Source organism: Snodgrassella alvi (genome assembly GCF_040741455.2).
Taxonomy (GTDB): Bacteria; Pseudomonadota; Gammaproteobacteria; order Burkholderiales; family Neisseriaceae; genus Snodgrassella; species Snodgrassella alvi_E.
This window is the reverse complement of sequence record NZ_CP160328.2, coordinates 938,952-954,392: the sequence shown is the minus strand read 5'-3', so window position 1 is coordinate 954,392 and position 15,441 is coordinate 938,952. Positions and strand designations below refer to the sequence as shown.

The 15,441-nt window shown below is 43.9% G+C and carries 12 protein-coding genes; 11 read left to right on the top strand and 1 reads right to left on the bottom strand.

Translation table 11 applies throughout. From position 1 onward, the window contains the following. Position 1: 1 nt before the first annotated feature. The 11 genes from murG to ABU615_RS04285 all read left to right on the top strand — a co-directional run bounded on the left by murG (position 2) and on the right by ABU615_RS04285 (position 14,350). Positions 2 to 1,069: an undecaprenyldiphospho-muramoylpentapeptide beta-N-acetylglucosaminyltransferase gene (murG, locus tag ABU615_RS04335; protein WP_370389272.1), complete on the top strand. Its 1,068-nt coding sequence runs from the start codon at positions 2 to 4 to the stop codon at positions 1,067 to 1,069. 77 nt (positions 1,070 to 1,146) lie between these two features. After that, positions 1,147 to 2,547 (top strand): UDP-N-acetylmuramate--L-alanine ligase, encoded by a 1,401-nt coding sequence (gene murC, locus ABU615_RS04330; RefSeq protein ID WP_267390625.1) that lies wholly within the window; start codon positions 1,147 to 1,149, stop codon positions 2,545 to 2,547. Between the two features lie 66 nt (positions 2,548 to 2,613). Next, complete coding sequence (locus ABU615_RS04325; RefSeq protein ID WP_370389271.1) at positions 2,614 to 3,525, top strand: D-alanine--D-alanine ligase; 912 nt, start codon at positions 2,614 to 2,616, stop codon at positions 3,523 to 3,525. Further along, a complete protein-coding gene (locus ABU615_RS04320) occupies positions 3,509 to 4,288 on the top strand; it encodes a cell division protein FtsQ/DivIB (protein ID WP_100140384.1) in 780 nt (259 codons plus the stop codon). Before ABU615_RS04325 ends, ABU615_RS04320 begins: the two co-directional genes overlap by 17 nt. 42 nt (positions 4,289 to 4,330) lie before the next feature. Next, on the top strand, positions 4,331 to 5,566 hold the full coding sequence (ftsA, locus tag ABU615_RS04315; protein ID WP_100140535.1) for a cell division protein FtsA: 1,236 nt from the start codon (positions 4,331 to 4,333) through the stop codon (positions 5,564 to 5,566). 114 nt (positions 5,567 to 5,680) lie between these two features. Further along, a complete protein-coding gene (gene ftsZ / locus ABU615_RS04310; protein ID WP_267390621.1) occupies positions 5,681 to 6,859 on the top strand; it encodes a cell division protein FtsZ in 1,179 nt (392 codons plus the stop codon). A 317-nt stretch (positions 6,860 to 7,176) separates the two neighbouring features. Then, a complete protein-coding gene (parC, locus tag ABU615_RS04305; protein ID WP_370389270.1) occupies positions 7,177 to 9,495 on the top strand; it encodes a DNA topoisomerase IV subunit A in 2,319 nt (772 codons plus the stop codon). A 6-nt stretch (positions 9,496 to 9,501) separates the two neighbouring features. Continuing rightward, positions 9,502 to 11,076 (top strand): ATP-binding protein, encoded by a 1,575-nt coding sequence (locus ABU615_RS04300; RefSeq protein WP_267390618.1) that lies wholly within the window; start codon positions 9,502 to 9,504, stop codon positions 11,074 to 11,076. Continuing rightward, complete coding sequence (locus ABU615_RS04295; RefSeq protein ID WP_267390617.1) at positions 11,069 to 12,541, top strand: sigma-54 dependent transcriptional regulator; 1,473 nt, start codon at positions 11,069 to 11,071, stop codon at positions 12,539 to 12,541. Before ABU615_RS04300 ends, ABU615_RS04295 begins: the two co-directional genes overlap by 8 nt. After that, complete coding sequence (locus tag ABU615_RS04290; RefSeq protein WP_267390616.1) at positions 12,541 to 13,302, top strand: class I SAM-dependent methyltransferase; 762 nt, start codon at positions 12,541 to 12,543, stop codon at positions 13,300 to 13,302. The genes ABU615_RS04295 and ABU615_RS04290 overlap by 1 nt, the downstream gene beginning before the upstream one ends. A 70-nt stretch (positions 13,303 to 13,372) precedes the next feature. Then, positions 13,373 to 14,350 (top strand): hypothetical protein, encoded by a 978-nt coding sequence (locus ABU615_RS04285; RefSeq protein WP_267390615.1) that lies wholly within the window; start codon positions 13,373 to 13,375, stop codon positions 14,348 to 14,350. A 53-nt stretch (positions 14,351 to 14,403) separates the two neighbouring features. On the opposite strand, the gene amgK is transcribed toward ABU615_RS04285, so the two are convergent. After that, positions 14,404 to 15,408, bottom strand: a complete 1,005-nt coding sequence (amgK, locus tag ABU615_RS04280) for an N-acetylmuramate/N-acetylglucosamine kinase AmgK (RefSeq protein ID WP_267390614.1) — start codon at positions 15,406 to 15,408, stop codon at positions 14,404 to 14,406. Positions 15,409 to 15,441: the final 33 nt, after the last annotated feature.

Below are 15,441 nucleotides of genomic sequence, written 5' to 3'. Positions count from 1 at the left end.
AATGAATGTAAAAACCTTTATGGTTATGGCAGGCGGTACAGGCGGGCATATATTTCCTGCACTTGCTGTTGCTCAGGAGTTGCAGGCGCAGGGACACCGTATCGTCTGGCTAGGTAGTGAAGGTGCAATGGAAACGCGTCTGGTACCACAATACAACATTCCGTTGGAAACTCTCTCTATAAAAGGCATTCGCGGTAACGGAATAAAACGAAAATTACTGTTGCCGTTTACTTTAGTAAAAACCATTGATGCCGCACGGAGAATTATCCGTCGGTACAATGTTGATGCGGTTATCGGTTTTGGGGGATTTGTCACTTTTCCCGGCGGCATCGCGGCCAGATTATGCGGCTTGCCGTTGATTGTACATGAGCAAAATGCTATTGCCGGTTTATCTAATAAAGTACTGTCTCATTTTGCCAGTCAGGTGATGTATGCATTCCCGCAGGTTTTTACCAACCAAAACGGGCTGGTGGGTAATCCTGTTCGAGCAGATATTGCAGCATTAACCCCTCCAGCTCAACGCTTTGCTGGTAGGCAGGGCGTGCTGAATATTTTGGTGGTGGGCGGTAGTCTGGGAGCCGATATATTAAATAAAGTTGTGCCACAGGCTATGGCTTTATTGCCGGAATCGCAACGTCCGAATCTGCTGCATCAGTCTGGACGCAATAAATTAACACAGTTACAGCATCAATATGATGAATATGGTGTTAAAGCAGAATGTGTGGAATTTATCACCGATATGGTTTCTGCATACCGTGAAGCTGATCTAGTGATATGCCGTGCTGGTGCACTGACTATAGCTGAACTAACCGCTGCTGGCTTAGGCGCGATTTTGGTGCCTTATCCGCATGCCGTTGACGACCATCAGACTGCTAATGCACAGTATATGGTTAAGGATGGCGCGGCCGTGCTAATGCCTCAAACTAGCCTAAATGCTCAGTCCCTGCAAACAGTACTGGCTGATTTATCACGCGAACAATGTTTGCAGATGGCAGAGAAAGCTCGGGCATTGACTCAGCCGGATAGTGCGGCTAAGGTCGCAGCGGCGGCAGTGGCTAGTGTGCTTTGAACAATGATTAAAGAATGGCCGGAAGATGTTGTATAGCCTGAGCCGGCCGGAAAAGTAAATATAGTATGAAAGAAAATATGAAAGACCGGATCCGTCACATACATTTTGTGGGTATCGGTGGTACGGGTATGTGCGGTATTGCTGAAGTTTTACATAATGAAGGCTATCAGATTAGTGGTTCTGATTTAGCTGATAATGCCGCTACTCAACATTTGCGTGCTATCGGCGTGCAGATTAGCTGTGGTCACAGTGCAGATAATATTTGTGGTGCTGATGTGGTTGTGACCTCAACCGCGGTAAAGAAAGACAATCCGGAAGTGGTGGCTGCACTGGAACAAAAAATTCCGGTTATCCCTCGTGCCATGATGTTGGCTGAAATCATGCGTTTTGGACGGGGTATTGCGATTGCCGGTACACATGGAAAAACGACAACTACCAGCCTAACTGCTTCTGTGCTCGCCGCTGCCGGACTGGATCCGACTTTCGTTATCGGCGGACGCTTAACTGCTGCCGGCAGCAATGCCAAGCTGGGTAAAGGGGAATATATTGTTGCTGAAGCTGATGAATCCGACGCATCTTTTCTATATCTGACTCCTCTATTCACAGTTGTGACCAATATTGATACTGATCACATGGATACTTATGACCATGATGTTGAAAAACTGCATCAGGCCTTTGTTGACTTTGTGCATCGAATGCCATTTTACGGCAAAGCCTTCTTATGTATTGACAGTGAACATGTGCGTCAGATATTGCCGCTGATTCAGAAACCCTTTGTTACTTACGGACTGGATGACAGTGCCGATTTATATGCTAGCAATATAGAAGCCTGCGGTGCGCAGATGCGTTTTGATGTTCATACGCGCAAAAAAGGTATTAATCCATTTAGTGTAACGGTCAATATGCCGGGACAGCATAATGTTTTAAATGCACTTGCTGTAATCGGTGTAGCACTGGAAATCGGTGTTTCTGTTTCCGCAATACAGATTGGGCTAGAAAGCTTTGCCGGTGTTGGTCGCCGTTTTCAGCAATACGGTGATATTTCTTTGCCGGATGGCGGTAAAGCATTACTTATTGATGATTATGGACATCATCCGGTGGAAATGTCTGCTACTATTGCTGCGGCGCGTGGTGCCTATCCAGACCGCCGGCTGGTAGTGGCTTTTCAGCCGCATCGCTATACCCGAACCCGTGACCTTTTTGAAGATTTTGTACAGGTATTGACTAAAGCTGATGGCGTAGTGTTAACGGAAGTATACGCAGCAGGTGAGGATCCAATTGTGGCCGCAGACAGTAAAGCTTTAATGCGAGCTATTCGGGTTTTAGGCAAAGTTGAACCGATTTATGTAGCAAACGTGGATGAAATGGCACCCACTTTATTAAATGTGTTGCAAGATGGTGATGTTTTGCTCAATATGGGTGCTGGTAGTATCAATAAAGTACCAGCCATGATTACAGAAATGGCCGCAGCTATTTAGGTATGGCAATCTATATCGTGTGCAAGAATAGTAGTAATTGAAAGAAATACAGGAAAAAATAAAGTAATGAATAATTTTGGCAAAGTCGCCGTACTGATGGGTGGCTTCTCCAGTGAACGTGAGGTGTCACTGGCCAGTGGCGCGGCAATTTTAACAGCGCTCAAAAGCCGAGGTATGGATGCACATGCTTTTGACCCAGCTGAGCGACCCTTGTCTGACTTGGTCAGTGAAAAATTTAAACATGCTTTCAATATTTTGCATGGTTCCTTTGGGGAAGACGGTGTGGTGCAAGGCGCACTAGAAGCCTTGGGTATACCGTATACGGGTTGCGGCGTAGCTGCTAGTGCTATAGGTATGGACAAATTTCGCAGCCGTCTTATCTGGCAGGGTGTTGGTTTACCCTGTGTACCCTTTATTGTATTACATGACGATAGTGATTTTGCTGATGTAGAAGCAAAACTGGGTTTGCCTCTGTTTGTTAAACCGGCAGCAGAAGGCAGTAGTGTAGGTGTGATGAAAATCAGACAGACGGGTGAACTGGCTAAGGCTTATCAGGAGCTGAAACAATATCACGGTGAAATTCTGGCAGAACGTGCTATTGAGGGTGGAGAATATACCTGTGCTATTTTGGGTGAGGAGGTGTTGCCCAGTATACGTATTCTTCCGGCAACTGACTTTTATGATTATGAGGCCAAATACCACCGTGATGATACCGTTTATTTATGTCCCGCAGATCTGACACCCCCAGATGAGCAGCACATGCGGGATCTGACAGCCCGGGCATTTAAAGCTCTGGGGGGGCGCGGCTGGGGAAGAGTAGATTTTCTCCGTGATGCAGACGGAACGATTTATATTCTGGAAGTCAATACTGTGCCAGGCATGACAGGTCACAGTCTGGTGCCTAAAGCGGCACGTGAAATTGGCTTGAGTTTTGAAGATTTGTGTGTTGAAATTTTAAGTCATGCGACTTTGGGATAATGCGCAGGCCTTAAAACGGCTTTATCGCTGGTTATATGTTTGTGTATTGTTCTGTCTGCTGGGTGCAGGCGGAACGTGGCTGGTTCACTCACCTTACTTTCCTGTACGGCAAATAAAAGTGTTACAGCCGTTGAAAAATTTGCAGTCTTCCGAAATTGAAGAAATCAGTAAGCAGTATTTGCGTGGTAATATTTTTACCGTGAATGTTAGTGCTGCACAGGCGGCTTTAGCTAAACTGCCATGGGTCGCCAAAGTTCAGGTAAAGCGAATATGGCCTGATACTGTACAGCTGGAGATTAAAGAGCGGGTACCTGTGGCACGTTGGAATGCTCAGCAACTGGTGGACAACGATGGACAAATATTTACTGCAACCAGTCAGCAACAGTTGCCATTATTTACTGGAACCAACAGTTCCGCTCGCTACATGACTGTACATTTGCTAACATTCGAAAGTTTGTTACAACCAACCGGCTTGCATATTCAGCAATTACAGCTGAGTGACCGTTCTGCCTGGCAGTTGAAACTGACTAATGGTATGACACTGCGACTGGGTCGGGAAAAAGTAGAGCAGCGTCTGTCGCATTTTGTCTGGGCATGGCCTCAGGTATTGCACAATCAGGCCGCTGCTATTGACTATGTGGATTTGCGCTATCCAGATGGTTTTGCAATACGTTATAAAAACAAAGCTGTATCAGCTTCTGCTGACGATAATTTCTCAGAAGATGCTGCAACAATGGATCAGCAGGATGCACAGTTGGATTGATCCGGACAGACCGATTGATAATTTGAATTTAAAGTGATGACCATGGTTAAAGGTAAAAAATACATCAGTGCGTTGGATATCGGCACGTCAAAAGTAATCGCCCTGATTGGTGAAGTACAGGAAGACAACGAAATCCACATTGTTGGTCTGGGACAAGCGCCATCTCGCGGTTTGAAGGCAGGGATGGTGACCAATATCGAAACCACAGCACAGGCTATCAAGCAGGCCATGGAAGAAGCACAGATGATGGCTGATGTACCGGTAGAAAGCGTTACCACCGGCATTGCGGGCAATCATATCCGTAGTTTCAATTCGCAGGGTGTGGTAAAAATCAAGGATGGTGAAGTTAGTCAGGCCGATATCGACCGTGCGATTGAAACCGCTAAAGCAGTGAATATTCCGCCTGACCACGATATTCTGCATACAGTGGTACAGGAATTTATTATTGATAATCAGCCCGGTGTACGCGAACCGATCGGTATGAGTGGCGTGCGTCTGGATACACGCATTCACATTATCACCGGTGCAGTCACTGCCATGCAGAATATTCAGAAATGCGTCAATCGTTGCGGTTTGCAAATCAGCAAAATGATTCTTCAGCCGTTGGCGAGCGGACAAGCGGTGTTGACTGAAGATGAAAAGGATCTTGGCGTCTGTGTAATTGATATCGGTGGAGGTACCACTGATATTGCTGTTTACACCAACGGAGCTATCCGGCATACAGCTGTCATTCCTGTTGCGGGAGACTTGATTACCAAGGATTTGGCTCAGGCATTACGCACACCGCACAGTGCTGCTGAATACATCAAAATCAACCATGGCGTAGCGCTGGCTACAATGGATGGACTGGATGACATGATTGAAGTGCCCAGCGTTGGAGATCGCAATCCACGTCAGATTTCACGCCGGACATTGGCCAGTGTTATTGGTCCGCGTGTGGAAGAAATTCTGGAGCTGACATTAAATGAATTACGTCGTTCTGGCTTTCCGGAAGATGTGCTCACGTCCGGTGTGGTTTTAACTGGTGGTGCGTCATTATTACCCGGCATGGTAGAGCTGGCTGAAGATGTATTCAATCTGCCGGCGCGTATTGGCGTTCCACAGGAAATGGGCGGTGTATCCGAGCGGATTCGCAACCCGCGTTATGCCACCGCAATTGGCCTATTGCAGGCAGCATGTGAAGATGACAGTAAAAATGACCTGCCTGTTGCCACTGCTGCCGAACCGAAAGAGTCATGGCTTTCCAAATTACAAGCTTGGTTTAAAAACAATTTTTAACTTATCTAACACAATAAATGACAGAACTTTTGCGCATTGTGTATAACTGTCGATATAATGATAGTTATACAAGGGTTTAAAATGATTATGCGCATGTTTTGTCAGGAGACATAAATGCAATTGGTATATGATGTTGTGGAGACAGTAGTCGGTGCTGCCGTTATCAAAGTTATTGGTATTGGCGGTGGTGGCTGTAATGCTATTAACAATATGGTTGAAAATGCGGTTGCCGGTATTGAGTTTATCAGTGCTAATACTGACGCACAGTCTTTACAAAACAGTAAAGCCTCAAAACGCATTCAACTGGGTAACAATCTAACCCGGGGTCTCGGAGCTGGCGCTGATCCAGAAATTGGTCGTAATGCAGCCATGGAAGACCGTGAAGCATTGTCAGATGCTATCCGCGGTGCCAACATGTTGTTTATCACTACTGGTATGGGTGGCGGTACTGGTACAGGCGCAGCACCTGTTGTGGCTGAGCTGGCCAAGGAAATGGGTATTCTGACCGTTGCAGTGGTGACCCGCCCGTTTGAATATGAAGGTAAGCGTATTCAGGTGGCGAACAACGGCATAGAAATTCTGAAAAATACTGTTGATTCTCTGATTGTGATTCCGAATGACAAACTGATGTCAGCATTGGGCGAAGATGTCAGCATGCGTGAAGCGTTCCGTGCCGCAGATAATGTATTACGCAATGCGGTTGCTGGTATTGCTGAGGTTATTACCAATCCGGGTATCATCAATCTTGACTTTGCTGATGTGAAAAATGTGATGAGCATCATGGGTATGGCAATGATGGGTTCAGGCAGTGCTCATGGCGTTGATCGTGCCCGTATTGCTACTGAGCAGGCTATTGCCAGCCCGCTGCTTGATGACGTGACACTGGATGGTGCGCAGGGTGTGCTGGTAAACATTACTACTGCTCCAGGTTGTCTGAAAATGTCAGAATACAAAGAAATCATGAGCATGATTGATGAATATGCTCATGACGAAGCTGCGTTGAAATATGGCACTTCTGAAGATGCCAGCATGGAAGAAGGCGAAATACGCGTTACCATTATTGCTACTGGATTGCAAGAACAGAAAGTTTTGCATCATCAGCAGCAAAGCAATCTGCGTGTTTTGCAAACGGTACAGGCTACTGGTACCGAAGATGCCTATCCGGATATTGGTAGCGTTGTACGCTCTGGCCGCAGTGCACGTAGTATGAATCTGGCTGCTGCTGATTTTTCTAATCAGTCCGTTCTGGATGATTTTGAAATTCCGGCTGTGATTCGTCGACAGGCAGATTAATATTTATAAAAATATTAAAGCTGTCCAGAATGAAATTCTGGACGGCTTTTTGTTTTCTTGAATTCAAAGAAACGCTATTTTTGATTCTAGCTAAATAAACCGAAAAAATTTATTGCAAAAATGTTTTTGATCGCAGACATAATTTGTAGGGTGTGATCTAAAACTACGAAACAAAGCAATAATTTATTTGTAAGGAAATTCAAGAGTTTCAAATTATATAGTCAGAAATATGTAGGTTGGGCTGGAAACCTGAAATCCCTTACAATAGATAGCTAAATTAATCTGTTTCAGATAAAAATTAGTAGAGTCAGAATAATATGAGTGACGTAATCCAACAATCAGACCACGGTGAAGATTATCTCCTTTTAGGGCAGTATGCTGAACGTGCTTATCTAGCCTATGCTATGAGTGTGGTGAAAGGTCGGGCATTGCCGGATGTGGCAGACGGTCAAAAACCGGTACAGCGGCGCATTCTGTATGCCATGAAAGATATGGGCTTGGTACATGGCTCCAAGCCAGTGAAATCGGCGCGCGTGGTGGGTGAAATTCTGGGTAAATATCATCCGCATGGTGATGCATCTGCCTATGATGCGATGGTACGCATGGCTCAGGATTTTACTTTACGCTATCCATTGATTGACGGTATCGGTAATTTCGGATCACGCGATGGCGATAGTGCTGCAGCCATGCGTTATACAGAAGCACGTTTAACTCCGATTGCTGAATTGCTGCTGTCCGAAATCGACATGGGTACGGTGGATTTCATTCCCAATTATGATGGTGCCTTTGTTGAACCTACAGTTTTGCCAGCTCGATTGCCGATGATTTTGTTGAATGGCGCTTCTGGTATTGCAGTTGGTCTGGCCACAGAAATTCCTTCACATAATCTACGTGAAGTTAGCGCGGCAGCTATAGCATTATTAAAACAACCTACTTTAGATACTGCAGCTTTAATGCAGCATCTACCTGGCCCTGATTTCGCTGGCGGCGGGCAGATTATTACTTCACCGGAGGATATTCAGGTTATTTATGCTCAGGGTAAAGGCAGTATTCGAGTACGGGCACGGTACGAAATAGAAAAGCTGGCGCGTGGACACTGGCGGGCAATAGTAACCGAGCTACCTCCGGGTACGTCTGCGCAAAAAATTTTGGCAGAGATAGAAGAACAGACTAATCCTAAACCTAAAACCGGTAAAAAAAATCTGACTCAGGAGCAAATGAATACGCGTACACTGATGCTTTCGCTGCTGGAAAGGGTGCGAGATGAATCAGATGGACAGGCTCCGGTGCGGCTGGTATTCGAACCGAAATCCAGTCGCATTCAGCCGGATGAATTCATGAATACATTACTGGCTCAAACCAGTCTTGAGGGAAATGTAGCGATTAATCTGGTAATGATGGGGCAGGATAATAAACCTGCGCAAAAGAACCTTGTTCAGATTCTGCGTGAGTGGCTTGATTTTCGTATTCTGACTGTTACACGACGTTTACAGTATCGGTTAGAGCAGGTAGAGAAACGTATTCATATTTTGCAAGGCAGGCAGACTGTATTCCTGCATATAGATGAAGTTATTCGCGTTATCCGTGAATCAGATGAACCTAAACAAGAATTGATATCGGCATTCGGCTTAAGTGAGATACAGGCGGATGATATTCTGGAAATTCGTTTGCGTCAGTTGGCCAGATTGGAATGGATTAAACTAGAAACAGAGTTGAATAAACTGCAGCAGGAGCGTGAGCAATTAGTTTCGTTACTGGAAAATGAAATTGCCAAGAAAAATTTGGTAATTAAGGAAATTGAGGAAGATACCAAACTTTATGGCGATAACCGCCGCACTCTGATTCAGCCGGCAGAGCGCGCTACACTTACTCAGATGACAGCTGATGAGCCGGTTACGCTGGTATTATCGAAGAAAGGCTGGCTGAAAACGCGGGTTGGGCATAATTTGGATTTGAGCCAGACCACCTTTAAAGAGGGCGATGGACTAATGCAGGCCGTGGAAGGTCGTACGGTATGGCCGGTTATCCTGCTGGACTCGCACGGACGTGCCTACAGCGTTGATGCAGCCAGCATTCCTGGTGGTCGCGGTGATGGCGTGCCGGCCGGTTCGCTAGTTGAGCTTGATCAAGGAGCCACAATCGTCGCAATGCTCACTGCCTTACCTCAGCAGCATTACCTTTTGGCCAACAGTGGTGGCTATGGTTTTGTGATTGCCTTCAAAGATTTGGTTAGCCGTACTAAAAACGGCAAAGTGGTGATGACGGTTAATGATAATGAAACATTATTGCCACCTCTGCCAGTGCCGGCCAAATCCTTGTCTGCCGGTAGCCAAACCGAGCTGATTGCTGTTTCCAGTGCTAACCGTCTGCTTGCTTTTCCTTTACTTGAACTTAAGGTGATGGCTAAAGGGCGCGGTCTGCAAATCATGAGTTTGCCGTCTGATGAGACATTAAATTTCATTGTGCTGTCAGACTCACCAGAATTTACGTTGGAAACTCAAGGTAAACGAGGTGGCCGTCATCAGGAAACACTGCGTGTACAGGATATAAGTAACAGGAGAGGACACAAAGGTAAAGAATTAAACGTTTCGGGCACAATTCTGGCTATATACGGTACTTTGAATAATGGAAATTAAGCCGGTATGAAAACCCGTATTCATGGCTGGCCGCAATATCTGGACAGGCTTTCTGCCTTACTTAATATTGCCCGCATGAGCCTGTTGTTTTCCATCATGACTTTTTACGTTCTGACCCGAAACATGGATGAACCGGGACTAAGCGTACCAATATTCAATAAACCTGAGCTCTACAGCTGGGCGGCACTTTACGGTTTTCTGATTTTGTTTTCGATGCTGGTACCGCGTTGGCAAAATCAGCCGGACGCTCTACCCAATGTTAATGCGGCTGTAGACATCACCATGATTGCATGGCTGATGAGTATGGCTGGTGGTGTGGACAGCGGCTTTGGTATTTTGTTGTTGCCATTTGTGGCTGCCGCTTGCTTGTTTAGCCGTGGTCGTTATCCGCTAATATATGCAGGATATGTCACCTTACTGATTGTGATCATTACTTGGTTGCAAATTAGCCGTAATGGTTTTGAAAATATCAGTATGCGGATTTGTACCATCGCGTTCATGCTGATTGCAGCTGTTTACCTTGTGGCTGGGCTGACCGCTTATGTGGCCACTTCACTAGCCCGCTCGCAAAATCTACAATATCAGCAATCAAAGATGCTCGACAGTTATCGCCACCTGCTGGATCGTGCTTTTAATTATGTGCAGGAAGGGGTAGTGGTATTAGATGAAAGTGGCATGATATGGTTAATTAACCGTAAAGCACAGAAATATTTTCCTACGCTGGTAGTGGATACTCGCACAGTTATTTTTCGTCAGATTATGCATTACTGGCACACAGAGCAGAAAAATATATTTGAAATCAACTGTACTCTCAATGGTTTGCCGATGCGGGTACATGCGCGACTGCTACAGGAGGCCAATACGCCTTTATTGATGTTGTCTATGCGTGCCCGTACTGAAATAGATCAGGAGGCTATGGCTCTTAAACTGGCATCTCTAGGGCAATTAACCGCTAATCTGGCGCATGAAATACGCAATCCGATGTCCGCTGTACGTCAGGCCAATGAACTATTGCAGGAGGAAGAAAACGATCCGGCACGGCTGAAACTGTTTCATATTGTGGACAATAATATCAGTCGAATTGATAAAATGCTTGAAGACATCGGCGTCTTAAATAAACGTGATAAAAAAAACAGGCAGGTTATTGATTTGCGCGTTTTCTGGTCTGCGTTTGTACAGGAATTCATACTGATTAAACCTCAGGCTTTGCATTGTATTCAGCTTGAAGCCGACAGTGAACCTTTGGTAGTCAGTTGTGACTCAATACATTTGCAACAGATAATGTGGAATCTAATGAATAATGCTTGGCGACACAGCCGGCAGAATAAAGAGGCTATTCGGGTTGTCATGCGCAAAGAATTGCAGCAGAAAATTTCAATTATAGTGATAGATAATGGTGCGGGTGTGAGTGCAGAGAATCAGTTACATCTATTTGAGCCATTTTTTACTACTGAGCCCAGTGGTACGGGGCTGGGGCTGTATGTGGCGCGTGAACTGGCTTTAGCCAATCACGGACAGTTAAATTACAGTCCGCAATTAAATGGATTTGAATTGACTTTGCCAAGGATGGTTGATGAATAGTCAGGTAGAATTAAAAAAGCCAGTGCTGGTAATAGATGATGAAGCTGATATTCGTGATTTAATGGAATTAACCCTGATAAAAATGGGTTTATCTGTCCAGACCGCTGCCGGAGTGGCTGAAGCCAAAAAAGCATTACGTAATCATGCTTTCTCTTTGGTACTTACTGATATGCGCATGCCAGACGGATCTGGTCTGGAAATTGTAGATTATATAACCGAACACAATCTGGATATTCCGATTGCTGTGATTACTGCTTACGGTAATGCAGTGCAAGCAGTGCAGGCACTAAAAAATGGTGCTTTTGATTATCTGCAAAAACCCATTACTCTGGCACAACTACGCACATTAGTTAAATCTGTGCTGACAATCAACCATAGCTCTGATACCGACACCATCACTAAAGCAGCTACAACCACTAAACAAACTGAAGTGAAATCCCAGAATGTTTCTGAGCCCGGTAGAGGGAACCAAAGTGCTGCTCAAGAGCGACTGCTTGGTCACTCCCCTTTAATTGCTGAAGTGCGACAATTAATAAGCAAACTGGCTAAATCCAATGTACCCGTCTATATTGCTGGGGAATCCGGTAGTGGAAAAGAGCAAGCAGCACGCAGTATTCATGAACAATCAGCTCGTAAAGATAAAGCATTTGTTGCAGTCAATTGCGGGGCGATTCCTGAAGCATTGATGGAAAGTGAGTTTTTTGGTTATAAAAAAGGGAGTTTTACCGGCGCAGACAGTGACAGAGCAGGATTTTTTCAGCATGCAGACGGTGGAACATTATTTTTGGATGAAGTGGCTGATTTGCCATTATCCATGCAGGTAAAGCTTTTGCGTGCCATTCAGGAACGAGCTGTTCGCCGGATTGGTGAAATGGAAGAAAAGCAGGTTGATGTCCGTCTTATCTGTGCTACTCATAAAGACCTGAATGCTTTGGTAGAATCGGGACAATTTCGGCAGGATTTGTTTTACCGTCTAAATGTGGTTTCTATAACCATGCCCCCCTTACGTGAATTACGTGATGATTTACCAGAACTGATTCAGGTTTTGTTGCAACGTATTCTACGTGATGAAACCATGACCCTGAGCCCGGCAGCTGAGCAAGCTTTATTGCAATATAGCTATCCCGGCAATTTCCGCGAGCTGGAAAATATATTAGAACGAGCAATTGCTTTATCAAAAAATCATATTATCGAAGTTGATGATTTACAGATTCAAAGTCTCTCATTTGATAATCAGCGTAATTTATCAGTAGATAGTGTCCGTAATTCTGCCGGGGAAAATCCCGCAAGGACAGATTTTCAGTTTGGTCACACCCAGATTCAGGACTATCTCGACGATGTAGAACGTCATATTCTGCAGCAGGCGCTGGCACAAACCCGTTATAACCGTACACAAGCGGCAAAACTATTGGGAATCAGCTTTAGATCAATGCGTTATCGGATGGAACGATTGGGTATTGCCTAATGATACAAGCAATGGTTTTAACTGGGCAGATTGTAAACCTGAGTAAGTTGTGCATGCCTCTGCAAAATCTATTAGAGACAGAAAAACTGCACTATCAGCCGCAGCCACCTGAGCATGGTTTGTACTTATATTATGATGATTACGGCCTTGCTCTGGCTAAAGCCGGAAATAAGGGTGTTGTACGTGTGGATTTCGTGCAGGGAACAGCTAGGCACCGGCGCCTGTTTGGTGGTGGTGAGCTGCTGGCTCGTGCCGTACAGGCTAAAACTCAGCCGCTGGTCTGGGATGCTACTGGTGGGCTGGGTCGGGATGCGTTTGTAATAGCTTCTATGGGATTAAAGGTGGTGGTATTTGAACGCAATCCTTATGTCTATGCTTTGTTGGCAGACGGTTTGCAAAGAGCACTAGCAGATCATCATACAGCTCAGATAGCACAGCGGATTGATTTGAAATATGGCAGTATTACTTGTAAAGCGGCAATGCAAAAAACGGATTCCTTGCCAGATGTGATATATCTGGATCCAATGTATCCCCAGAAGCAGAAATCAGCGGCGGTAAAAAAGGAAATGGCTTATTTCCATGAGCTGCTGGGAACCGCTGATGAGAATAACGACATGGATTTATTACTGGCAGCACAACAACTTGCTTGTAAACGAGTGATTGTGAAACGGCCAGCTAATGGTAGATTTTTGGCAGAAAAACAGCCAGCTTTTCAGTATTTAGGCAAAACCACGCGTTTTGATGGGTATATTCCATTATAATTTATTTAGGCAGCATTTTTTAGAAAAGAGTCACTAATATAGCAATTTGTAGCATAGGGGAGAATATTAAATGGCCAGAAAAATATGGGCCTACGCCAAAGATGAACATGAGAAATTTGTTTACAACAAGCAATTGGAAAAGCTTGAAATCTTTTATATCTGGGATGTGCTGAAATTAAAACAGCAACACCCTGAAGCCTATTCAGGACTCAAGTTTTATTCAACCGAATTTGATGAAATCAACCGGCAGGAATTAATACCAACAGAATATGGATTTTTCAGATATCAATCGGATGAAGTTGATAAGAACAAGCAAGAATCAATATATCATTCAACAGCAATGTTGGTTTTGCAGGAAATGTCTGAAATAAACTTCACAATTGATAATGATAATTATCATTTTAGTTTTTCAAAATTCCTAGTTGAACCATGCCTGAAATTTCAACATTTTGATAAAAATGAAGAAAAATATTATCCGGATTTAGTCGGTTATTTTAGTGAAGACTGTGAATTATACGATAAATGGAATGGATGTCTGGCGATTGAAGTAGTTTTTACTAATCCCTGTTATCAGAAAAAAATAAAATCATTTGAGAAAAATCATATTCCCATTATCGAAGTCAGCATCTCAAAAAAACTAAAACTTGATACAGAATTTTGTGGAGAAATAAATTTTACAGTTGATGAAGTTAAAAAATATTACTATGCGCTGAAACAAATATTTGCAAAAAAAGTGTATGGCAAAATCCGTTCGGATCCTGTATCAAAAAAATATCATCAAAATGAAATAAACAATCTTGAAATTTTATATGAACAGACTTTACTTGAACTAGAACAGTTAAAACATCTGAATAATATTCAGCTATTTGATCAATATGTACAGCTGAATCAGGAATATGAAAAATTGCAAGCCAATGTGTCTAATTTGTATCAAATGATGAGTAATATGCAGCAAAGAGAATGGAGTTTGAATACCCGTTTAAATCATTATTTGAATATGGGGTTTTGGCAGAGACTAAAGTTTTTGTTACAAATACCCATTGAATAATTAATAAAAGCTGCTAATCATTTAGCAGCTTGCTTGATTATTGCAAAATATTTTCAGAAAGTATAGCCGGTCTGAATTTCTTCAGCTCCGATCAATTCAGTGATTAATTGTAATAATGGGCGCAATTCATGATAACGTCGGCTAGTCTTACGTAAATATTTTAGGAAGCGATGAATTTCACTACGGTATTTGTCTTTACCATCACGATAATACAATCGGGCAAAAATACCGGCTACTTTCAGATGACGCTGCACGCCCATCAATTCAAAATCACGGTAGAAATGGTCAAAATCATTATGAACCGGTAGTCCGGCAGCCCGAGCCTTCTCCCAGTATCGAATAACGATGTCCAGTACAAATTCTTCATCCCATTCAATAAAAGCATCGCGAAGCAACGAGACTAAATCATAAGTAATTGGACCGTATAATGCATCCTGAAAATCCAGAATACCGGGGCGGCCACGAGTAAGCATAATATTACGTACAATGTAGTCACGGTGTACATAAACCTGTGGTTGAGCCAGAATGACCGGTAAAACGGCAGATACAGCCTGTTGCCACAGATGTTTCTGTTTTTCAGTCAGAGATAAGCCAAGTTCTTTTTGTACATACCATTCTGGAAACAGTTGCATTTCTCGTGTCATGACCGTTTCATCATATATTGGTAGTTGATCTGGTAGACTAGCCTTTTGCAGGGTAATTAACTCATCAACTGCTTCCAGTAATAGTATTTTATGCACTTCTGGACGTTTATCTTGCAATAGTGCTGCCAGATAGGGCGTATGTCCGAAATCCTCCAATGCCATAAATCCTTTTTGCGCGTCTGCATGATAGATTTTGGGTACATTTATGGCCTGAAAAAGGTGCTGGACCTTGATATAAGGCTGAATGCTCATTTTATCAGGTGGCGCATCCATACAGATTACACTGTGGTTATCCTTGAAAACAGCTCGGAAATAACGGCGGAAATCAGCATCAGCAGCAGCAAAGCTAAGAACAAAATCCTGTTGCGGATAACATGTATGTAACCATTTTTTTAGTTCGGATTCTCGTTGCATGGCATTTTTCAGGTTAAAATAAACACTATTTTA